This is a genomic window from Massilia sp. 2TAF26, from assembly GCF_052115005.1.
Lineage (GTDB): Bacteria > Pseudomonadota > Gammaproteobacteria > Burkholderiales > Burkholderiaceae_D > Telluria.
Genome location: NZ_JBFRFV010000029.1, coordinates 1 through 21,944, shown reverse-complemented (window position 1 = coordinate 21,944; position 21,944 = coordinate 1). Strand labels below are relative to the sequence as shown.

General features: G+C 67.5%; 16 protein-coding genes. 7 read left to right on the top strand and 9 right to left on the bottom strand.

Translation table 11 applies throughout. The annotated features are described in order from the left end of the window. Positions 1-98: 98 nt before the first annotated feature. From AB4Z32_RS22785 to AB4Z32_RS22775, 3 genes are all read left to right on the top strand, one after another. On the top strand, positions 99-584 hold the full coding sequence (locus tag AB4Z32_RS22785; RefSeq protein ID WP_442124152.1) for an Lrp/AsnC family transcriptional regulator: 486 nt from the start codon (positions 99-101) through the stop codon (positions 582-584). Positions 585-634: 50 nt separating this feature from the next. After that, positions 635-1,774, top strand: a complete 1,140-nt coding sequence (locus AB4Z32_RS22780; RefSeq protein ID WP_442124151.1) for a branched-chain amino acid ABC transporter substrate-binding protein — start codon at positions 635-637, stop codon at positions 1,772-1,774. An 85-nt stretch (positions 1,775-1,859) separates the two neighbouring features. After that, the gene (locus AB4Z32_RS22775; protein WP_442124150.1) at positions 1,860-3,671 is read left to right on the top strand and encodes a DUF885 domain-containing protein; all 1,812 of its coding nucleotides are present in this window, start codon (positions 1,860-1,862) and stop codon (positions 3,669-3,671) included. Positions 3,672-3,818: 147 nt separating this feature from the next. On the opposite strand, the gene AB4Z32_RS22770 is transcribed toward AB4Z32_RS22775, so the two are convergent. Further along, positions 3,819-5,519, bottom strand: coding sequence for a PQQ-dependent sugar dehydrogenase (locus AB4Z32_RS22770; protein WP_442124149.1), 1,701 nt, complete (start codon positions 5,517-5,519; stop codon positions 3,819-3,821). Positions 5,520-5,591: 72 nt separating this feature from the next. On the opposite strand from AB4Z32_RS22770, the gene AB4Z32_RS22765 reads away from it, so the two are divergent. Beyond that, the gene (locus AB4Z32_RS22765; RefSeq protein ID WP_442124148.1) at positions 5,592-6,125 is read left to right on the top strand and encodes a hypothetical protein; all 534 of its coding nucleotides are present in this window, start codon (positions 5,592-5,594) and stop codon (positions 6,123-6,125) included. A 6-nt stretch (positions 6,126-6,131) separates the two neighbouring features. Here AB4Z32_RS22765 and AB4Z32_RS22760 read toward each other — a convergent pair whose 3' ends face one another. The 4 genes from AB4Z32_RS22760 to AB4Z32_RS22745 form a co-directional block, all read right to left on the bottom strand. Beyond that, positions 6,132-7,820, bottom strand: a complete 1,689-nt coding sequence (locus AB4Z32_RS22760; RefSeq protein WP_442124147.1) for a M14 family zinc carboxypeptidase — start codon at positions 7,818-7,820, stop codon at positions 6,132-6,134. 62 nt (positions 7,821-7,882) lie between these two features. Beyond that, positions 7,883-9,400 (bottom strand): HAMP domain-containing sensor histidine kinase, encoded by a 1,518-nt coding sequence (locus AB4Z32_RS22755; RefSeq protein ID WP_442124146.1) that lies wholly within the window; start codon positions 9,398-9,400, stop codon positions 7,883-7,885. Further along, positions 9,397-10,287, bottom strand: a complete 891-nt coding sequence (locus tag AB4Z32_RS22750) for a hypothetical protein (protein WP_442124145.1) — start codon at positions 10,285-10,287, stop codon at positions 9,397-9,399. The genes AB4Z32_RS22755 and AB4Z32_RS22750 overlap by 4 nt, the downstream gene beginning before the upstream one ends. Positions 10,288-10,415: 128 nt before the next feature. Further along, positions 10,416-11,066 (bottom strand): response regulator, encoded by a 651-nt coding sequence (locus AB4Z32_RS22745; protein ID WP_442124144.1) that lies wholly within the window; start codon positions 11,064-11,066, stop codon positions 10,416-10,418. 195 nt (positions 11,067-11,261) lie between these two features. Between AB4Z32_RS22745 and AB4Z32_RS22740 the strand changes: the two genes are divergently transcribed. The 3 genes from AB4Z32_RS22740 to AB4Z32_RS22730 all read left to right on the top strand — a co-directional run bounded on the left by AB4Z32_RS22740 (position 11,262) and on the right by AB4Z32_RS22730 (position 16,060). After that, positions 11,262-11,942, top strand: a complete 681-nt coding sequence (locus AB4Z32_RS22740) for an energy transducer TonB (protein ID WP_442124143.1) — start codon at positions 11,262-11,264, stop codon at positions 11,940-11,942. Between the two features lie 76 nt (positions 11,943-12,018). Beyond that, the gene (locus tag AB4Z32_RS22735) at positions 12,019-14,370 is read left to right on the top strand and encodes a M28 family peptidase (protein ID WP_442124142.1); all 2,352 of its coding nucleotides are present in this window, start codon (positions 12,019-12,021) and stop codon (positions 14,368-14,370) included. Positions 14,371-14,422: 52 nt separating this feature from the next. Beyond that, the gene (locus tag AB4Z32_RS22730) at positions 14,423-16,060 is read left to right on the top strand and encodes a M28 family peptidase (RefSeq protein ID WP_442124141.1); all 1,638 of its coding nucleotides are present in this window, start codon (positions 14,423-14,425) and stop codon (positions 16,058-16,060) included. 88 nt (positions 16,061-16,148) lie between these two features. Here AB4Z32_RS22730 and AB4Z32_RS22725 read toward each other — a convergent pair whose 3' ends face one another. The 4 genes from AB4Z32_RS22725 to AB4Z32_RS22710 form a co-directional block, all read right to left on the bottom strand. Next, complete coding sequence (locus AB4Z32_RS22725) at positions 16,149-17,165, bottom strand: hypothetical protein (RefSeq protein WP_442124140.1); 1,017 nt, start codon at positions 17,163-17,165, stop codon at positions 16,149-16,151. Positions 17,166-17,234: 69 nt separating this feature from the next. Further along, positions 17,235-19,877, bottom strand: coding sequence for an ATP-binding protein (locus AB4Z32_RS22720; RefSeq protein ID WP_442124139.1), 2,643 nt, complete (start codon positions 19,875-19,877; stop codon positions 17,235-17,237). Between the two features lie 187 nt (positions 19,878-20,064). After that, entirely contained in the window at positions 20,065-20,655 is a 591-nt protein-coding gene (sodC, locus tag AB4Z32_RS22715; RefSeq protein ID WP_442124138.1) for a superoxide dismutase [Cu-Zn] SodC, read from the bottom strand. A 138-nt stretch (positions 20,656-20,793) separates the two neighbouring features. After that, positions 20,794-21,875 (bottom strand): IS3 family transposase gene (locus AB4Z32_RS22710; protein WP_442124137.1). Its coding sequence is split into 2 segments (ribosomal slippage): positions 20,794-21,626 and positions 21,626-21,875, totalling 1,083 coding nucleotides; the frame shifts between segments, so codons are not numbered across the junction. Between the last annotated feature and the right edge of the window lie 69 nt (positions 21,876-21,944).

The following is a 21,944-nucleotide window of genomic DNA, read 5'->3' as shown; positions in this document are numbered from 1 at the left end:
TAATATGTTACGGACTGACGCAGAATAAGATGTACTAAAATTCCTTTGTTTTCGCTGAAAAGAAGAACTGGCATTCTCATTCTTACTGCATAAGAGAAATGAACTCACTCGACAAATACGATTGTGCGATTCTGGCCGCCCTGCAGGCGGACGCCACCCTGTCGATTTCCGGTTTGAGCGAGAAAGTCGGGCTGTCCAGCACCCCCTGCTGGAAGCGCGTCAAGCGCCTCGAAGAAGAGGGCTATATCGAGAGCCGCGTCAGCATCGTCAACCGCAACAAGGTCGGCTTGCCGGTCACGGTCTTCGTCAGCGTGCGCGCCAAGGAGCACGACGAAAAGTGGCTGGAGCGCTTCGCCTCGGCCGTGATCGCGCTGCCCGAGGTGCTCGAATTCCACCGCATGAGCGGCGACGTCGACTACCTGCTGAAGGTGGTCACCACCGACATCGAAGGCTACGACCGCTTCTACAAGAAGCTGATCAAGACCGCCCAGCTGGCCGGCGTGTCCTCGGCCTTCTCGATGGAGCAGATCAAGTGCACCACCGCGCTGCCGCTGGAACTGATTTCGCACGGTCTCGCTGCCTGAACTGAATCATGCGATGATGGCGCCCGTTGGAACATAACGGAGACTAGGTAATGCCATCGAAATTCAAGATTGCGCCGCTGGCGCTGGCCGCCGGCATGATGACGCTCGGCGCCGCCGCCGCCGCCCAGGACCAGCTGGTGCGCATCGGCGTGAGCGGGCCGCTGTCGGGCGCCAATGCCTTCGCCGGCAAGGACAACGAAAACGGCGTGCGGCTCGCGGTCGAGGAACTCAACGCACAGAAGATCAAGGCGGGCGGCAAGACGCTACGCTTCGAGCTGATGTCCGAGGACGACCAGGGCGACCCCAAGGCCGGCGTGAACGTGGCCCAGAAATTCGCCGACGCCGGCGTCAAGTTCGTGCTCGGCCCCTACAACTCGGGCGTCGCGATTCCCGCCTCGCGCGTCTACAACGATGCCGGCATCCTGATGTCGACGGTCGGCACCAACCCGAAGATCACGCAGTCGCGCTACCCGAACGTGTTCCGCATCGTCGCCAGCGACAACCAGGTCGGCGGCTCGATGGCGGCCTACGCGGCGAAGGAACTGAAAATCAAGACCGTCGGCGTGATCGACGACCGCACCGCCTTCGGCCAGGGCATTGCCGACGAATTCGCCAAGCAGGCGCGCGCTTCCGGCCTGGCCGTGGCCGGCCGCGAGTTCACCAATGAAAAGGCGAGCGACTTCTCTGCCATCCTGACCGCCTTCCGCGCCAGGAAGGTCGACGCGATCTTCTTCGGCGGCTATGCCCCCCAGGGAGCGCCGATGGCGCGCCAGATGAAGCAGCTCGGCATGGGCGGCGTCCGCCTGCTCGGCGGCGACACCCTGTGCAGCCCGGAGATGGCCAAGCTGGGCGGCGACGCCGTCGGCGAGAACGTGCTGTGCGCCCAGGCCGGCGCCATGCTGGACAAGCAGCCCGGCGGCCCGGCCTTCAAGCAGCGCTTCAAGCAGCGCTTCCAGCGCGACCCGGACGTCTACGCGCCGGCCTTCTACGACCAGACCATGTTCATCGCCCAGGCCATCAAGAACGCCAACACGGTCGACGCGGCCGCGGTGAGCAAGCTTCTCCATACCATGAGCTACCAGGGCGTGGCCGGCACCTACGGCTATGACCCGAGCGGCAACCTGAAAAAGACGGCCGTCACCGTCTACACCTTCAAGAACGGCGCCCTGGCCCCCCTGGCCACTTATTAAGAAGACCCCGTAAAGACTGGGCCGCGGGCGGCGACAAGCGTATCCTTGTCGCCGCCTTCGTTTTTATTCCGCACACAAACCGCACATGAAACAGATCCTGAAGCTGGGCGCGATCGCTTGCGCCGCCATGCTCGCCTGCGCTCCCGCCGGCGCGCTCGAGCCGAAACCCATCGCCGCCAAGACGGCCGCCGCCAGCGCCGGCGCCGAATCCCAGCGCCTGAACAAGCTGGCCGACGACTACTGGGATGCCGAAGCGCGCTTCGACCCCATCATGGCCGGCGAGGCCGGCGACAACCGCTTCGCCGACCAGATCGGCATGTCGATCGCGCCGCAGAACCGAGCCCGCCAGTTCGCCCTGTACAAGGACTACCTGAAACGCCTGCACGCGATCCGCCGCGACGCCCTGCCCCAGCGCGACCAGACCAGCTACGACATCCTCGACTACGAGCTGAAGACCGCGCTGCGCCTGGAGCCCTTTCCCGAGCACCTGCTGCCGCTGAACCAGATGGACAACGTCCCGGTCGAGCTGGCGAACTACGCGAGCGGCCAGGGCGCACAGCCGCTCAACACGGTGAAGGACTACCAGGCCTACCTGAGCCGCCTGAACCAGCTCGGCCCCTGGATCGACCAGGCCATCGCCAATATGCGCGAGGGGATGAAGCGCGGCGTCACGGCGCAGAAGGCGGTGATGGTCTCGACCCTGCCGCAGATCCGGCACCTGGTGGCGGCAAAGGCCGAGGACAGCATCTATGCCTCGCCGGTCAAGCACTTCCCGGCCGGCTTTTCAAGCGCCGACAAGGCGAAACTGACGGCCGCCTACCACGACACGATCGGCGCCAGGGTCAACCCGGCCGTGAAACGCCTGGCAGACTTCCTGGAGCACGACTACCTGCCGGCCTGCCGCACCAGCACCGGCTACGACGCCCTGCCGCAAGGGAAGGACTGGTACCTGGCGCGCGTCGCCAGCCAGACCACCACCGACCTGACCCCGGAGCAGATCCACCAGACCGGCCTGAAGGAAGTCGCCCGCATCCAGCAGGAATACGCCCGCATCGGCCCGCAGATGGGCTACACCGGTCCGGCATCCGGCCTGCCGACCTGGGTCTCGGAACAGCCGAAGTACACGCCCTTCAAGACCGAGGGCGAGATCATCGAGGTCTACCGCAAGCTGAACACCGAGCTGAATCGCAAGCTGCCGAAGCTGTTCTCGCTGCGGCCGAAGACCCCGCTCGACATCCGCCTGGAGCCGGAACTGACGCGCGCCACGGCCTCGGACCACTACACCCCGCCGGCGGCGGACGGCTCGCGTCCGGGCGTGTTCTGGACCGTGGTGAACGACCCGGCCAAATACAGCGGCCCCGGCATGGTCACGCTGTTCCTGCACGAAGGCCAGCCGGGCCACCACTTCCACATCGCCCTGATGCAGGAGCTGAACCTGCCGAACTTCCGCACCTTCGGCGGCAACAATGCCTTCACCGAAGGCTGGGCGCTGTACGCCGAGACCCTCGGCACCGAGATGGGCCTGTACGGCAAGCCGGAAGACTGGTTCGGCCACCTGAACGACGAAATGCTGCGCGCGGTGCGCCTGGTGGTCGACACCGGCATGCACGCCAAGGGCTGGAGCCGCGAGCAGTCGATCAAGTACATGCGCGAGACCCTGGGCTATCCGGAAGCGCTGGCACGCAGCGAGACCGAGCGCTACATGGCCTGGCCGGCACAGGCGCTGGGCTACAAGATCGGCGCCCTGAAGATCCAGGAACTGCGCGCCCGCGCCGAGAAGGCGCTGGGACCGAAGTTCAGCCTGCCGAAGTTCCACGAGATCGTGCTGGGCGAGGGTACGCTGCCGCTGGCGCTGCTGGAGAAGAAGGTGGATCGGTGGATTGCGGAATCCAAGTAAACATATGAACTGTCGTTCCCGCGCAGGCGGGAACCCAAGTTTGCATGCGTATCGATAGCTCGTACAGAACTTGGGTCCCCGCCTTCGCGGGGACGACGGTATTTAAGATCGCGGGAACGACGGTTTGAACGTCGCGGGTCGACGCGATTATTTTTCCGGCGCCACGCGCCACACCACGCTGCCCGCATCGTCCACCACCAGCAGCGCCCCATCCTGCGCCACCGTCACCGCCGCCGGGCGGCCCCAGACGTCGCGGTCGCTCAGCACCATGCCGGTCATGAAGTCCTGGTACTGGCCGGTCGGCACGCCGTTCTTCATCATCACGCGGACCACCTTGTAGCCGGTGCGGATGCCGCGGTTCCACGAGCCGTGCAGGGCCACGAAGATGTCGCCCTCGTACTCTTTCGGGAAGGCGTGCCTGGCGCCCGCCGGAGCCTGGTAGACCACCATGCCCAGCGGCGCCGAGTGGGCCTGGATCAGGGTGTCGGGAATCGTCACCTTGTCCTTCAGGTCGGGGCGGATGCCCTTCAGGCGCGGGTCTTCGTGGGCGCCCAGGTAGTACCACGGCCAGCCGTAGAATCCACCCTGCTTCACGCGCGTCACGTAATCCGGTGGCAGGTTGTCGCCCAGTTCGTCGCGCTCGTTCACGCTGCAGTACAGGTCGCCCGTCTGCGGGTGCACCAGCATGCCCACGCAGTTGCGCAGGCCGTTGGCGAAGGAACGGCGGTTCTTGCCGTCGGGGTCGAAGGCCAGCACCGCGGCGCGGTCGGTTTCTTCTCCCCAGGCGGCGCCCAGGCCGTGCTTCGCTTCCCACTGGGCCAGCGCCTCGGGCGGCTTGGGTCCGATGCTCGAGGCGATGTTGGTGGCCGAACCGACCGACAGCAGCATCGTTTTATCGTCCTTCGAAAAAGCCAGCGTGCGGGTGATGTGGCCACCGCCGGTATCGGCGATCTTTTCGACCACGGTTTCCGGCTCGCCCTTCGCCTTCAGGTCGCCGGCCGAATACGGGTAGCGCACCACCGAATTGACGTTGGCGACGTACAGGTATTTCGGGTTCGGACCGGACGGCCACAGCGCCAGGCCGTAGGGTCGCGACAGGCCGCCGGCGAACACGCTCACGGTCTCCACCTTCTCGCCGCCGCTGCCGGGGCGCAGGATGCTGACCTGGCCCTTGCTCGCCTCGGAGACGATGATGTCGCCGTTCGGCGCGCGCAGCGCCAGGCGCGCCTTGCCGGTGTCGCCGGCGAACACGGACACCTTGAATCCCTGCGGCACGGCCGGCATCGCACCGCTCGGCCGCGCGGCGACCTTCGGGCCGTTGCCGGCGCTCTCGCTGGCGAAGGGCGCCGCCAGCTTGTCGGCGGTGACGTGGTGCAGGTCGCCCGGCTTGTCGTCAAGCCAGCCGCCGGCGCCATCGCTCACCTTGCCGTCCGCCGCTTTCGAGGCCGCCGCCGGTGCCGCCGCCTTGCCGCTTTGCGCGGCCAGGTAGCCGATCACGGCGGCGCGCGCCTTCGCATCGGGGATCCCGATCGGCATCGCGGTACCCGGCACGTCCCTGGTCGGATCGCGCATGAAGACGTCGAGCTCCTCGCGGGTCCAGGTCTTGCCGGCGGCACCGGCCCTGGACAGCGCGTCGGTATAGTTATAGCCGGGCACCGCGCCCGCCTTGCGGCCGACCACGTTGTACAGGCCGGGACCGGCGCGCGAACCCAGCTTGGGATCGACCGTGTGGCAGCTGGCGCAGTTGCGCTCGAAGTAGGTCTGGCCAGCCGAGGGCGCAGCTTCCGCGGCCCCTGCGGCCAGCCAGGCCAGCGCGGCGACCCGGGCCGCGAGGATGGTGCGATGCATGTTCTTCTCCTTGTTGAATCCGCCAAATAATAGGCGCAATATTGCCAGAACAATCAATAAAAGGAGGCTCGGATGGAAGGAAAACTGCTGGCGTGTGCGCTGCTGGGCGTGACCATGCTGGCGGCCCTGCCGGCCGCGGCCCGGGAAACCGCGCAGGCGCCGGAGCAGGAAGCCTTGCGGCAGCGGCAGGCCGCCCGGATGGCGGACGGCTTCGCCCACCTGCACGGCTTCGGCGAGGGCGTGGCCGCGGCGCTGGCGGCTTCCTCGTCCGCCCAACGCACCAGGCGCGTCGAGGGCTTCAACGGCAAGCTCACGCGCAAGACCTACCGCCAGCCCGGCATCGAACTGACGACCGAGTCGGGCGGCGGCAATACGTTTCCGGGCTCGCTGGCGATCTCGCGCGCGGGCTATCCGCTGCCGCTGGGACTGCACATCGGCGATCGGCGCGGCGCGGTCGAGGACGTCCTCGGCGCGTCGGCCAGCGGCGGCGACACCCTGGTCCTGAAGCGCACAGAAGGTGAAGGCTGCGCCGATCCCATCACCCTCACCTTCCGCGACAAGGTGCTCGCCCGGGTCGACTGGACCTGGGAGAGCTGCCAGGACTGAGCCGCTTCAGTCGATCATGAACACTGGATAACGGCGCCACTCCGGCTCACGGTAGCGCGCGCAGTGGGCGAAGATGAAATCCAGCACCGCATACTGGTCGGACAGCTTTTGCGGATTCAGTTCTTTCCACTCCGCGAACCTGGCGGCCAGCTCCGGCTCGTCGCGCAGCAGCTTCTCGGCTTCGTCCTCGAACACATAGTCCGAATAGGCTTCCTTCTTCTCCAGCACGCTGTTGAAGAAGCCCCAGCGGAAGAAGCTGTCGTGGCCCAGAGGCTCCAGCATCTCGACCGCGTAGCGCGCATTGTCCTGGTCCAGCGGCACGATGTAGTCGCCGGCACGGACGGTGACGGTGGCGCAGCGGCGCTCGAGCTGCACGTCGTCGTGGAACATGTGGCCTTCGTAGGCATGCGGGCGCGAGCTGACCGACTTGATGTGGTAGCAGGCCAGTTCCTGCTCGCGCTCGGCCTCGACGCGCTCCATGCGCACGCCGTTCCACTGCAGGCGTTCGATCACTTCGCGCCACTGCTGCGGCACCACGTAGGCGCGCGGCGCCCACACGACGACGTCGGCAGGGAAGCGGTTGAAGTAAGGGATGTCCTTCTCATACGGCGCGCTGCGGTCGTACCACAGGCGCTGGTAGTCGCCCAGCACGCTCTGCTTGTACTTCGCGGCGTAGCCCTTGAAGCGGAAGCTGGACGGATTGGCCTCGTCCATCGCCCAGTGGATCGGCCACTCGCGGCGGGTGCGGCCCTCATCCTTGGCGGCGCGGCGCAGCTGCACGATTTTGTCGCCATTCGCGACGGTGAAGCCGAGCGCCGTCTCCACCAGCGCGCGCATCGAGTGATAGCGGTCGGCGAAGGGCTTCAGCATGTGGGTCTCGGGCATGAAGCCGATCGTGTGGTGCAGGGCCGCGTAGCCGGTCGAGAAGCGCGGCGTCTCCAGGAAGTCGGCGATGCCGTCGTCCGGGCTGTCCTTGACCGGGTTCACGTAGGGGCAGGTCGGCCAGCCGCGCCTGTCCATCTCGGCGAACATCGCCGGCAGCATGGTCTCGCGCAGGAAGTCGCCCAGCTCCCCGCCCAGCTTGTCGGCCTGGGTCTGGATCAGGGTCATGGTGTAGCTGTAGTCGGCGCCGTTCGAGGTGTGGGTGTCGACCATCACGTCCGGATCCCAGGCCGTGAAGAACTCGTTGAACGCGCGCGCGGTGAGGGTGTCGCATTTCACGAAGTCGCGGTTCAGGTCGAGGTGGCGGCTGTTGCCGCGGAAGCCGAAGGACTCGGGGCCGTCCTGGTTCACGCGCGAGGTATCGTTGCGGTTGAAGGCACCGTCGACGTTGTACAGCGGGATGAAGATGAACACCGTGCGGCCGAGCGCGGCCAGGCGTTCCGGCTCCTGGCAGAAGTCGCGCACCAGGGCCATGCAGGCGTCGACGCCTTCCGGCTCGCCCGGGTGGATGCCGTTATTGTTGAAGAACACCGGACGCTTGTCGCGCTTGATCTCGAAGCGGTCGAACACGCCGTCGGCGGACACCACGCCGGCATGGATCGGCACGCCCGCATCCGAGGTGCCGATCTGGCTGAAGCGCAGCACGCGCGGGTAGCGCTTGGCGAGCTCCTCGTACCAGGCGATGCAGTCGGCCCAGGTGGTGGTCTGGTTCTGGTTGCCCTTCTCGAAAGGCGTCTTCAATTCATTGGACATGGTCGTGGCTGCTGGTGATGGTGATGGTGATGGTGATGGTGATGGTGATGATGCGAAGACCGCTAATGTACCTCAGTTGCGCCGCCGGCCGCCTCGTGCAGCGGCAGGGTGATGGCCAGCGTGGTGCCGCGCCCTGGCCGGGACCGCACCTGTATCCTGCCGCCGACGGCAAACACGCGCTCGCGCATGCCGATGATGCCGATGCCTTCCGAGGACAGGGCCGGATCGAAGCCTTCGCCGTCGTCGCCGACCTCGATGTGCAGGGCATCGTCGGCATCCGATAGCACCAGGCTGACGTGGGCGGCCGAGGCATTCGCGTGCTTCATGATGTTCGACAGCGCCTCCTGCACGATGCGGTAGGCGGAGATCGCCAGCTCGTTGTTCAGGCGCGAGAAGTCGCCCTCGGTATGGAATTCGAAATCGATGCCCGAGCTGGACCGGTAATGGCTGACCATCTCCTCGACCGCGCCGTGCAGGCCCAGCATGTCCAGCACTTCCGGACGCAGGCGCCGCACCAGGCGCCGGCCGTTGGCGTACAGGTCCAGCGCCAGCCTGGTGATGGCCTGTGCCTTGGCGCCGATCTGCTCGACTTCCGGTCCAGGCACGGCCTTGCTTGCCAACTGCTGGATGGTCTGCGATTCCAGCCGCACCGCGATCAGGGAGGCGTTCAGTTCGTCGTGGATCTCGACCGCGATGCTCTTGCGTTCGTCCTCGATGATGTTGTTGACCTTCTGGATCAGCTTGCGCTTGTCGGCGTCGGCGCGCAGGGCCTCGTTGCGCGATTCCAGCAGGTCGCGGGTGCGCTCGGCCACCTTGTTCTCGAGGTCCTGCTTGGAACGGTCGAGCGCCACCGACATTTCGCCGATCGAGGCCTGCAGCTCGCCGACCTCGCCGCCGGTGGTGACCGGCAGCTCGACCCGGTAGTCGCCGCCGCGGATCGCGCGCAGCACGGCGATCGCCTCCTGCAGCGGCACCGTCAGGCTGCGCGCCAGGAAATAAGCGAGTAAGCCGCTCGCGACCAGGGCCAGCGCCGCCATCGCCAGTTCGATGCGGAAGCGCCGCAGCTGCTTGGCCATCATGCTGGTCGGCGACATCGTCACCCTCACCCGCCCCACCACCTCGGTGGTCAGGGTCGGCGGGCGGGTGTCGCTGGAGGCGGAGACGTGCGGCGTGCCGTTGTCCGAGAACAGGTTGAGCCACACCACCTGCTTGCGGATCGGCGCCTCGAAGGAATGCGGCTCGGCCTGGATCGGATGTTCGGAGACCACGCTGACGGCATTGCGGCCATTGGTGTCGACCACGTCGATGCGGTAGACGCTGCGGTCCGACTGCACCAGGCCGTTGATGGTCAGGCGCAGGTCGGACAGGTTGCCGGAGATGACGTTGTATTCGCTGGTCTCGGCCAGCGCGCGCGCCAGGATGCGTCCGCGCTCGGCCAGCTCCTCGTCGACCTGGGCGCGGTGCGAATACCAGGAATACCAGACGAAGGAAGAGAACAGCAGCGCCACCGGCAGCATGGTGATGAAGGCCATGCGCAGGCCGATGCTCCAGCCGCGCCAGAAGGACAGGTAGCGCATCATGGGCGGCGCGGCGGCGCCGGCCTGGAGAAGCCGCGCACCTCGTCGCTGACCGTGAGGTCGAGCGAACGCGCCACGCCTTCGTTGACGATGGTGCGGAAGTAGCGCGGGAACTGCGGCGGCGCCAGCTCGCCGCCGGCCACATAGGCGCTAGCGAGCTCGGCCACCTGGGCGTCGATGTCCTCGATCTCGGAATAGGTGGTGGCCAGCGCGCCGGCCTTCACCATGTCGCTCGAAAAGCCGATCACGCCCTGCTTGTGGCGGTAGGTCGAGAGCAGGATGTTGCGGATGCTCTCGGTGCTGTAGACGGTGCTGTCGGGCAGGGCCAGCAGCACGTCGGTCTGGGCGATCTGGTTCAGCAGGCGGTTGATGTCCTCGCCGCCGGCGTCCAGCACCGTCACTCTATCCGCTTCCAGCGCGGGGCGCATGAAACTGGTGTCGGCGCCGAGGATGGCGGCCACCCGTACCGGCCTACGGTACAGCAGCGCGGCCAGGCGCAGCTGGTCGGCAGGCGAGGGTTCGGCATAGACGGCGGTGCTGGCGACCGGCTGCGCCCCGCCCTGCGCGGCCTTGGCCATGATGGCGCGGTACACCTGGCTCGAGGTGAAGGCCGAGATCACCACGCAATCGCAGCGCTTCGACGCCACCTCGCGCAGGGCCGCCGGACCGATCGCCACGTACAGCATGCGGCGGCGCTGGGCCAGCTCGGTGCGGAAGGTGGAGAAGATCGGGACCAGGCGTTTGTACAGGTCTTCGGTGATGCGCTGGGTGATGGCGCTGTCGTCGGCGGTGACGAACTGGAAGCGGAAGCCCTGGGCGGGTTCGTGGGTGGGTTTGGCGGCTTGGGCGGTGAGGCTGAGCGCTGCGAGGATACTGGCTACGAAAATCAACTTGGAGCCTCGCACGGCGAGGCGCCTTCGCGGGGACGACGAAGTGCGGGCTGCGGTCGCCCCGGTGGCCTGCTGCCTTAAAACGTCGTCCCCGCACAGGCGGGGACCCAAGTTCCTCAGCATATCCCTTACGGCTCGATCAAACCATGCTTCACCGCCAGCTTGGTGATATAAGCCTGCCGATGCACCCCCAGCTTCTCCTTCACCGACTGGCTGATATTGCTGATGGTCTTGGTCGACAGGTTCAATCGCTCGGCGATCTCGTTGTTGGTCAGTCCCTCGGCCATCAGCTTGAAGATCTCCAGGCTGCGCTCGTCCAGCATCGACTGCGGCGAGACGTCGCCGCGCACCGCCAGGCTGGCCAGGCGCTCGGCGATCTGCGGCAGGAAGTACAGCTTGCCGGCGTGGGCTTGGCGCACGGCCTCGGCCAGGTCGGCCGGGTCGCAGTCCTTGGTGACGAAGGCGTGCGCGCCGAGGCGGTAGGTTTCCTTGATCAGGCTGTCCTGATCGAACTGGCTGAGGAACACGATCTTCGCCTGCGGATCGGCCTTCAGGATGTTCTGGGCGGCGTCCATACCGGTCAGCTCGGTGCCGAAGCGGATGTCCAGCACCGCCACGTCGGGCTTCTGCTCGGCGTACATCGCCTCCGCCTCGCTGGGCGACTTGGCCTGGCCCACCACTTCCATCCCCTGCGCGCCAAGCGACATGGCGAAACCGGTCATCACGATCGGGTGGTCGTCCGCCAGCATCACGCGGATCGGCTTTTGCTCTTTCTGCATCGTCTTACCATTCTCTGGCATGTGAATGGTGTGATTATTCCACACAAGGACAGCAAGGCCAACGAAGGAAATTGATGAAACGAATGGAAGAAAATTTGCCAATAATTCGCTTTACACATTGCTATGACATAGCATATATTAATTCCACAGCTTAGCCAAACCGCTTCATGTCCGATAACAACAAGGAGGATGGCCATGCATTTCTCTTACTCGAACCATGCGAATGGCAGCAAGGCCAGCAAGTTCGCGCTGGTTGCCGGCCTGCACGTGGCGCTCGGCGCCCTGATCGTCCATAGCCTGGGCACCCGGCATACGCTCTCGATCCTGCCCGAGCAGGTATTGGTGATGCTCGAACCGGAGCGCCTCGAACCGCCTCCCACGCCGCCCGAGCCGCCGCAGCCCACGCAGCAGCTGGCGCCGCCGGAAGTCGTGATCCCGAAGCTCGAGGTCGACGTCGCCCCACCGCCCGATCCGGCGCCGGTGACGGCCACCACCGAGGCCGAGCCCTCGCCGCATCCGTTCACGCCGCCCGCGACCGCCTCCGAAGCGCCGCCCGCCGCCAACGCGAACGCGAACGCGAATGCGAACAGTGGCCAGATGCGCACCGCCGTATTCGCCGACGCCAACAGCTGCGCCCTGCCCGATTACCCGGCCAGCGCGGCCCGCAACGGCGACACCGGCACCACCACGCTGGCCCTGCTGGTCGGTACGGACGGCCGCGTGAGCTCGGCGCGCATCCAGCAATCGAGCGGCTCGCGGGTGCTGGACCGCGCCGCCCTCAATGCGCTCAGCCTGTGCAAGTTCAAGCCGGCCACCAATAACGGTGCGCCGGAAGCCGGCTGGGCCCAGATGGCCTATGTCTGGAAGCTGGACTGAGCCCGAAGCATCAAGCGTCCCTTCGCCCGCCCCCTCTCCTCGAAGCCTGGCGGGCTTTTTTTCGCCTGGAGAAGCAATGTCATCCCGTGAATCCGTCCTGCCCGCCGCCGGGGCCCAGGGCCTGGCCGCCGCATGCCTGCTCGGCGCGCTGCTGGCCTGGCTCGCACTGGCTCCGCGTCACCTGCCGGCGCCGCCCACCGCCGTCACGGCGTCCGCGATGCCCGGGTTTTCCGCCATCCGCGCCCAGACCCACGTGCGCGAACTGGCGGCGACGCCGCGTCCGGTCGGCAGCCAGGCCAACCAGCAGGCGCGCGAGTACCTGCTGGCCCGCCTGCGCGCACTCGACCTGGAGCCGGAAGTGCAGACGGAGACGGTGCAGACCTCCTCCTCCGACCTGACCGCCAACGTGCGCGTGACCATGGCCGAGGTCCACAACGTGATCGTCAGGAAGCCGGGCGTGCTGTCCGGCCATGCCGGCAGGCCGGCGGTGCTGGCGGTCGCCCACTACGATTCCGGCAGCGACTCCCTGGGGGCGGCCGACGGCGCCGCCTCCAGCGCCGCGCTGCTGGAAACCCTGCGCGTGCTGCAGGCCGGGCCCGCGCTCGACAACGACCTGCTGGTCGTCTTCACCGACGGCGATGCCGGCCAGGCCCTCGGCACGCGCGGCTTCGTGCAGTCGCATCCCTGGGCGCGCCGCGCCAGGGTCGTGCTGCGCTTCGATAATCCCGGCAACCGCGGCGCCCTGCAGCTGATCGGCGCCGACCGCGCCGACTCTTCGACGCTCGGCGATTGGGCGGCGGTGGCGCCGGATCCCCAGGGCTCCTCCTTCATGGGCGAGCTGTACGCCACGCTGCCGCATCACGAGGGCGCGGCCCTGCTGGCCGGTCCCGATCCCGATCACGGGCCGGCGGTCCTGCACTTCGCCACCACCGCCGGACCGCTGGGCGGGGGCGCCTGGGACATCGCCGAACGCCTCGACCGCGCCAGCCTGCGGCACGAGGGCGACACCATGCTGGCCCTGCTGCGCCACTTCGGCGCCGCCACGCTGCCGGAACCCGGCGCGCGCGGCCAGGTCTTCTTCGCCCTGCCCGGCCTCGGCATCCTGCACTACGGCTATTCCCTGGTGTGGCCGCTGACCTTGCTGGCCTGCCTGCTGTGCATAGCCGCCTGCCGCACCGGCATCCGGCGCCAGAACATCGACGTCACCGACATCGTGCAGGGCGTCTTCGGCATGCTCGCGATGGGGGCGCTGGCCACCTTCGCCGCCTGGCTGTGCCGCGAAGCCCTGCCCGGCCTCGCGGAGCGCTACGATGCCGGCCTGCTGGCCGACGGCGCGGGCCTGGCCGCCACCGTGCGCTGGCAACTGCTGGCCTTCACGCTGGTCCCGCTGACCGTCTTCATCGCGCTGCAGCGCAGGCTGCAGGCGCGGATCGGCGCCGCCGCCGCGCTGCTGGGGGCGATGTGCCTGCTGGCCACGGCGCTGGCCGTCGTCAGCTGGTTCGCGCCGGGCGCCAGCTATGTGCTGGCCTGGCCGCTGCTGGCGTCGCAGGCGGCGTATCTGGTGCTGAACAGCCGCCGCACCCGCGCGTGGACGGCGCCGCAGCGGCTGGCCGCCATGTTAGTGGCCGCGGTGCCGGCCGCGCTGCTGATCCTGCCGGCGGCGCGCGACAGCCTGCTGTTCCTGTCGCCGGCCTGGCTGCTGCTGCCCTGTGCCCTGGTGTGCTGCCTGCCGGCCCTGTGCGGCCCGCTGCTGGCCGGCGTCGGCGCGCGCCTGGTGGTGCGCCCTTTGCTGCTGGGCGTGTGCGCCTGCCTGCTGCTGGCCCACCGCGGCAGCACGCTGCGGCCGGAGCTGCCGCAGCCGAACCGGCTGCTGTATTTCAAGGACACCCCGAGCTGGCAATCCTTCTGGCTGTATCCGCCGGTGCCGCTCGATGCCTGGACCCGCAAGTTCTTCCCCAACAGCCTGCACCCCGACCAGCTGCCCTATCTGTTCCCGCCCGGTTCGCCCTCGGTATGGTATGCGGCGGCCAAGCGCGACGACAGCATCGCCTACCCGGACCTGCTGATCGAAAAGGACGTGCGCGGCGGCCCGGTGCGCCACGTGGAAATCCGGCTGCGCTCGAAGAACCGGGCGCCGGCGCTGATGCTGCGCATCGTCGGCGCCGACAGCCTCAAGACCAGCGTCAACGGCCGCGTGCTCACGGCCAGCCGCTACCGCGGATGGCGGCTCGACCTGCACGGCATGCAGGACCGCGAGCTGCACTTCGCCTTCGACCTGGTCGGCGATCCCTTCTTCCTGGTGTATGTCCAGGAACGCATGCCGGGCCTGCCGGAACGCGACCTGCCGCCGCGTCCCGCCGGCATGCTTCCGCGCCTGCTGCCGCAAACCGCCACCACGGTCTCGTCCGACGTGCTCCTGTTCCGCTAGAATGGCCGGGCTTCTGCTTTGTAAATCCGATCCATTCTCGCACCAGGAATCCATGCACAAGATCGTCCGCCCGACCCTCGCCGCCAGCCTGGCGCTGGCCTTTGCAGCCCACGCGGCCAGCCCCGCGAAACCCGCCGGCGCCAACCATGGCGCCACCGTCCAGGAAGCCCCGCTGCGCGCCCATCTGGCCTTCCTGTCCTCGGACGCCCTGGAAGGCCGCGGCACCGGCCAGCGCGGCGGCGAGCTGGCCGTCACCTACCTGGAGACCCAGGCGATGGCCGTCGGCCTGCTGCCGGCCAACCAGGGCAGCTACCGCCAGAGCGTCAGGATCGCCGGCGTGAAGGCCCACCCGCAGGAAAGTTCGGTGGCCCTGGTCGCGGGCGGCAAGCCGCTGCCGCTGGCCTTCGCGAAGGACTGGGTGTGGGCGCCCGGCGATGCGAAACCGGTGCACGACATGGACGCCGAACTGGTCTTCGTCGGCTACGGCATCAGTGCGCCGGAAGAAGGCGGCTGGGACGACTACAAGGGCCTCGACGTGAAGGGCAAGGTGCTGGTCATGATGGTCAACGACCCGGCGCCGACCGGCGCGGAACCGGACCGCTTCAATGGCAAGGGCCTGACCTACTACGGCCGCTGGACCTATAAATTCGAGGAAGCCGCGCGCCGCGGCGCCGCCGGCGTCCTGCTGATCCACACCGATGCCTCGGCCTCCTACGGCTGGAGCGTGGTGCAGAACAGCTGGACCGCCGAGCGCTTCCAGCTGGCCGACGCCGATCTCGGCACTGGCCTGCAAGGCTGGATGACGGAGGCCAGCGCGCGCGCCCTGTTCGGCGCCGCCGGCCAGGACCTCGACAAGCTGCGTGCCGCCGCCGAAGACAAGTCCTTCAAGCCGGTCGTGCTGAACGCCCGCGTGCAGGGACAGGCCAAGGCCGCGGTGCGTACCCTGGAACAGTTCAACGTGGCCGGCATCGTGCCGGGCACCGATCCGAAGCTGAAGGACGAACTGGTGATCTACAGCGCGCACTGGGACCACCTGGGCAAGCAGGGCGACACTGGCGACACCATCTTCAACGGTGCCGTCGACAACGCCTCGGGCAGCGCCGGCCTGCTGGCGATGGCCCAGGAGGCGGTGCGCCATCCGGCCAAACGCAGCCAGATGTTCCTGTGGGTGGCGGCCGAAGAACAGGGCCTGCTGGGCAGCGCGGCCTATGCGGCGCGCCCGCTCTGGCCCCTGGACAAGACCGCCGCGGCGCTGAACCTGGACAGCCTGAACTTCGTCGCCATGGCCAAGGACATCGGCGTGCAGGGCAGCGAACGCAGCAGCCTGGGGCTGCTTGCGGCCGGCACCGCCAGGGCGATGAACCTGAAGGTGGCGGAGGCGCGTCCGGACCTGGGCGGCGGCTACTTCCGCAGCGACCACTTCAGCTTCGCCAAGGCCGGCGTGCCAGCGTTCTCGGTGGGCGGCGGCCACGACTGGGTGAAGGACAAGGAGGCCAACGACGCCAAGCGCAAGGCCTACGGCCCGCGCTACCACCAGGCCAACGACGAATACGATCCTAACTGGGATCTGTCCGGCATGGTGCAGCAGGCGCAGTACACGCTGAACCTGGGCCGCGCGGTGGCGGACGCGCCCGCGATGCCGACCTGGAAGCCGGGCGACCAGTTCGCGAAAGCCCGCGCCGCCAACTGAGCCTCCCGCAACAATGACATCCCGCGCAGCCCGGAAAGGCTGCGCGGGATTACCGTCCTTGTTTGCAAGCTGTCTGTCGAGAGCGGGGTTACATGCGGGAGATCGCCGGCCGCAGCTGCTCCAGGAGGCCGGCCTCGGACGAGCAGCCGAATTTTTCATAGACCGCCTTCACGCAGTCGCGCAGCACGGCGTCGCTGACTTCCATATTCGCGCGCGCCGATTCGCGCCCACCGCCGACGCCCATCCAGAACGCCACCTCGGCCTGCTGCGGCGACAGCTCCACCGAGCCGATCGCGCGCCAGATCCGCAGCGGCAGCGGCACCACGAACTTCATGAAGATGCCGACCGTGCGGCTGGCGGCGCCGGCATCGCCGCCCGTGTGCAGGGCCGCGGCGCCACCCACGCTCATCCACTGGGCGCGCGCCTCGAGGATGCCGCCGGCCATCGCCAGGGTCGCCAGCGGCAGCAGCCAGGGATAGCGGTCGCCGTGCACCACCGATTCCACCAGGCGCATGCAGAACGGCGGCACGGTGCGGCGGTCGAAGCGCTGGCGCTCCTGCGCGGCCAGCTGGTCCAGCAAGCCGCCGGCCGAGTCGCTCAGATACAGGATCTGGCCGTCGCCGGTGGCCAGCAGCATGGCTTCGTCCTCGACCACGGCGGCGCCGCCCGCGCCCAGTTCCGGCGCATTGCGCAGCGCATGCTCGAAATAGCCGGCGACACGCCGCAGGTCTTCCTCGTCATGGTGGTCGAAGGCAGGCCCCTCGGCGCGCCACAGGACGATCTCGCCGCGCCTGCGCCCGCCGCCCTGCAGCGGCGCCTCCAGCACATGGACGGGCGGCGCGGACGGCGCATCGAAGCCGACATGGTCGCCGTAAAAATAGCCCCGCGGCGGCGGCAGCACCTGGGCGAAGGCGGCATCGTCCCGGCCGGCGTCGGGCGCCGGCTGCGCGGGCAGTTGCGGAAGCAGCGTCAGGTGGGCGGAGGAATTCGGGATGAGCTCGCGCACCAGCCCGAAGGCGTCCGGGACGATCGTCATCAGGTCGAGACCCGCGTGGCACAGGATGCGCAGGCGGGCCCACTGACGGCTGTTCTTTTTGCGGGACATCACCGAATACTGAGCGGTTGGAAATTAATTGTCAATATGCCACGCCCCCGCGAAGGCGGGAATGACGGATCAAGAAGTTGCGGGAGCGACGGCAGGTGCGTGCGCCAGGATCTGCGCCAGCTTGGCGATATCGACCGGCTTGACCAGGTGGTGGTCGAAGCCGGCCTGGCGCGAGAGTTCGCGGTCGCGCTCCTGGCCGTAGCCGGTCAGCGCCACGAACACCGCGCCGGCGTGGCCGGGCCGGCGGCGCAGGCGGCGCGCCAGTTCGTAGCCGGTCATGTCGGGCAGGCCGATGTCGAGGATGAAGACTTCGGTGCCTTCCACTTCGGGCGCGCGCAAGGTGGTCGAGGCGTCCTCGTAGACCTGCACGTTGTGACCGTGGGCGCGCAGCAGCACCGCCAGCGAATGGCCGGCGTCCAGGTTGTCGTCGACGATGGTGACCGAGAGCGGCCGGGTCTCGCCGGCGATGCCACCCGCGCGCGGCGTCTCGCCCGCCTGCGCCTGCGCGAGGGGCAGCGTGACCGTCATCGTGGTGCCGCGCTGGGGACCGTCGCTGCTGGCGGTCACCGCGCCGTTGTGCATGCGTACGATGCTCTTCACCAGCGCCAGTCCGATGCCGAGACCGCCCTGCGAGCGGTCGGGCGCGCGGTCGGCCTGGGTGAACAGGTCGAAGATGTGGGGCAGCAGCTGGGCGTCGATGCCGCTGCCGTTGTCGCGCACGATCACCTCGGCCGAGGCCCCGGTGCCGGTGACGGCCAGCGTGATCCGGCCGCCGGCCGGCGTGTACTTGGCCGAGTTGTTGAGCAGGTTGACCAGCACCTGGATCAGGCGGGTGCGGTCGCCCTCGACCGGCACCTGCTCGGGCGGCAGGTCGACCGTCAGCGCATGGCCGCGCTCCTCGATGTGCGGGCGCGCCTGTTCGACGGCGGCCATCGCCACCTTGTTCAGGTCGAGCACTTCGTTCTCCAGCTTGACCAGGCCGCGGGTCACGCGCGAGACGTCCAGCAGGTCGTCGACCAGCTCCTTCATGTGGCGCACCTGGCGCGAGATGATGTTGCTGGCCTTCAGGCGCAGGCCCTCGTTCGCTTCCGGCAGGCGCAGCAGCTGGGCCGCGTTGGAGATCGGCGCCAGCGGATTGCGCAGTTCGTGCGCCAGCATCGCCAGGAACTCGTCCTTCATCTTGTTGTGGCGCTCGGCCTCGGCGCGCGCGGCGCGCTCGCTGGCCAGCAGGCTTTCACGCTCCAGGGCCGCCTTCTGCGCCATGTCGTAGAGGCGCGCATTGTCGATCGCGATCGCGGCCTGGCCGGCGAAGGTGCCGATCAGCTCCTCGGTGCGCGCGCTGAACATGCCCGGGGTCGAGTGGCCGAAGAACAGCCCGCCGATCACCTCGCCCGAGCGCGAAACCACCGACGCCGCCAGGTAGCTGCGCACCGGCAGGTGGCCGGGCGGCATGCCGTGGTGCGGTCCCATCGAACCGTAGCGCGGATCCTTCGTGATGTCGTCGCTGCGGATCGGCGCACTGCCGTAGAAGGTCGGGCCGAACACCTTGGTGGGACGCGGATGGCCGAAGTCCTGGAAGGCCTCGCGCGGCGCCCCGCTCAGGGTGTAGAGCAGATAGGCGTCGCCGTTGCCGTCGGTGCCGTTATGGAAGAAGGCGCCGAATTCGGCGCCGGTCAGCTGGGTGGCGGCGTCGGTGATCGCCTGCATCAGCGTTTCGAGGTCGAGGGTCGAGGCCAGCTGCCCGGTGGCGTCCTTCATCAGCGCCAGCAGGCGGCTCTCTTCGCGCAGCGCCTGCTCGGTACGGATGCGGCGCAAGGCATCCGCGATCCGGTGGGCGCTGTCGCCGATCAGCTCGACGTCGGCGGTTTCCCAGCTCTGTGCGGTGGGCGCGTGCAGCGCCAGCACGGCTTGCAGGCGCCCCTCCTCCATCAGCGGCACCATCAGGCCGGCGGCGATGCCTTGCGCCAGCCAGGCACCGCCGCCGGAAATGTCCGGCTCGGCGGCGACGTCCGGCACGCACACGATCTCGCCGCGCAGCAGCTGGGCCTCGCGCCCGAACGCGAGCAGCCCGAGCGGCACCGCGCGCCCCGGCTCGCCGTCCGGCGCGCCGTCGCGCCACTGCTCGCGGATCACCGCCGCCTGCGCCGCATGGTCGACCGTCGCGAAGATCGTCACCGTGCCGGCCGCGTGGCCGCTCACCTGGCGGGCGGCGGCCTGCAGCAGCGGACCGGTTTCGGTTTCGCGGCGCAGGATGTCGGCCAGCGCCAGCTGGAAGGCATGGCGGCGCTCGGCCCGCACGCCGCCGGTGGTTTCGACGAAGGCGGCCAGCACGCCGCCGACCCGGCCGGCATCGTCGTAGACCGGGCTGTACGAATAGTGGAACCAGCAGGTTTCGGGATAGCCGAAACGGGTGACCGTCAGGGCCAGCTTGTCGGAGCCGATCGACTCCCCGCGCCAGGCGCGTCCCCAGCGCTCGGCCATCACCGGCCAGATATCGGCCCAGGTGACGCGCGCGTCTTCGCCCAGGGCCGTATCCTGCTTGTTGCCGAGGGAGGGCAGATAGGCGTCGTTGAAGAACTGGATCTGGCTTTCGCCCCAGGCCAGGCACATCGGCAGCCGGCAGTCCAGCAGGGTGCGCACCGCCAGTTTGAGGCTGAAAGGCCAGGAAGCGACCGGACCGACGGGTGTGTCTTCCCAGGGATGGCGCCGCATCCGCAGCTCCATCTCACTTACGTTCGGTGGCGACGTATCGCCGGATGCGGCAGGGTCGAAAGGCCAGGACATAGGTATTCGTCAGCAAATCCGAGCCGGAGGGTCGGCTCGCCGGCTCATCATAGCAGGCATTGTTAAATCAATGCATGCAAGTAATGAACAATTTTTACATTGCCTGGCCGGACACTCACTGGATGACACCGCAGGCGATGCGCGCGCCCCCGCCGCCCAGCGGCTGCGGCTTGTCGGCGTAGTTGTCGCCGCCCGCGTGGATCATCAGCGCCTTGCCCTTCACGTCGGCCAGCCTGGTGAGATGCGGCGCCGTCACCGCCAGGGTGGCGCGGCCGTCTCCCCCCACCACCAGCGGCGGCAGGTCGCCCAGGTGGCCGTTGCCGGTGGGGCCGAGGTGCTGCTTGCTGCCGTGCGGGTCGTAATGTCCGCCGGCGGCGCCCGCCGCCACCTTCTTCCCGTCCTTTTCGTTGACGCCGCAGCTGCCGTTTTCGTGCACGTGATAGCCGTGCGGGCCGGCAGGCAGGTCGGTCAGCGCCGGAGTGAACACCAGGCCGTTCGGCGATTCGGTGATCGTCACCGTGCCGATCATCTTGCCGGTGCCGCCGGCGGTTACCAGCGTCATCGGGGCTTGCAGCTTGTCGCCGGAGGACGCCGGCGTTGGCGCGGTCGCCGGCACGGAGGTCTGTGCGCTGGCGCTGCCGATGGCGGCTGCGGCTGCGGCGAGGATGCAGGCCAGCAGGGCGGTCCTGGTATTCGTGTTCTTCATTACCGTCTCCTTTCAGTGCTTCGGGTGGCAGGGTGAAATGCGGAGATAGTGTATGTCATCGCTACTCCCGGGGGCGGACGGGAGTGACCTTGACCTGATCGGCTAATTTGTAGCCACGGCGATTGTTAGCCTTCGATTTCAAGCAGCCTGTATTTGGCGCCGCTCACGCCCGACTGCGGCCGGTGTGCGGTTGCCAAGTGCAGAGTGCGGGCGCTCATTGTTATAGAAGTGCCGCCATTTCTCAATGATTAGCTTGGCCTCCTGCCGGCTGACAAACCATTCCCGGTTCAGGCATTCATCGCGCAACTTGCCGTTGAAGCTCTCAACGAAGCCGTTCTGCCATGGACTACCTGGCTTGATGTAGGCCGGCCCGATATTCTGGTCGCGCAGCCATTTCATGACGGCCGTGGCGGTGAATTCGGCGCCGTTGTCCGAGCGGATGAAGGCCGGCTTGCCATAGATTCGCATCAGCCTGGACAGCGTCAGGATGACGTCCTGGCTACGCAGCGATTTGCCGACTTCGATGGCCAGACATTCGCGCGTATTCTCGTCTAGGACGCATAGCATCTTGAGCGGCCCACCGTTGGCCAGCTGGTCATGCACGAAGTCATACGTCCACACGCCGTTCGGCGCGGTCGAGCCGGGAATACGGATGTCGCTGCCACATCGGCGTTTCCTGGGCCGGCGCTTCGGCAGATTCAACCCCAGCCTGCTCCACAGCCGCCATACACGGCTCACTTTCGTGTCTGTCATCACGGCGATACGTCGATAGCCAAAACGCGGATAGCGGCTCGACGCCTCGATCAACTGCGCTCCCAGCACCTGATCCTTGCCGGGCTGCTTGAGCTCGTAATTCGTCACGCGCCGACTTACCCCGGCAAACCGGCAGGCAGCGCGTTCGGATAAACCTTTACTCTTCAGGATATCAAGCGCTTGCCGCCTGGCTGCCGGGGTTACCATTTTTTTCCGGCGATCTCCTTCAATCCTTCGATCGCCAGCAGCTGCTCGGCCAGGAGTTTCTTCAGCTTGGCGTTCTCGGCTTCCAGATCCTTCAGTCGGCGCGCTTCCGGCACTGTCATGCCGTTGTACTTGTTCCGCCACCGGAAAAACGTCTGCTCGGTGATGTTGTGCTTCCTGCAGAGATCTCGGATGACTACACCATCGGCCGCGGCCTGGCGCAGGATCCCAATGATCTGCTCTTCGGTAAAACGTTTCTTCATCTAGCCTCCATGTATAAAAATAACATGAAGACTAACTTTCTGATTGGCTACAAGATTCCGATCAGGTCA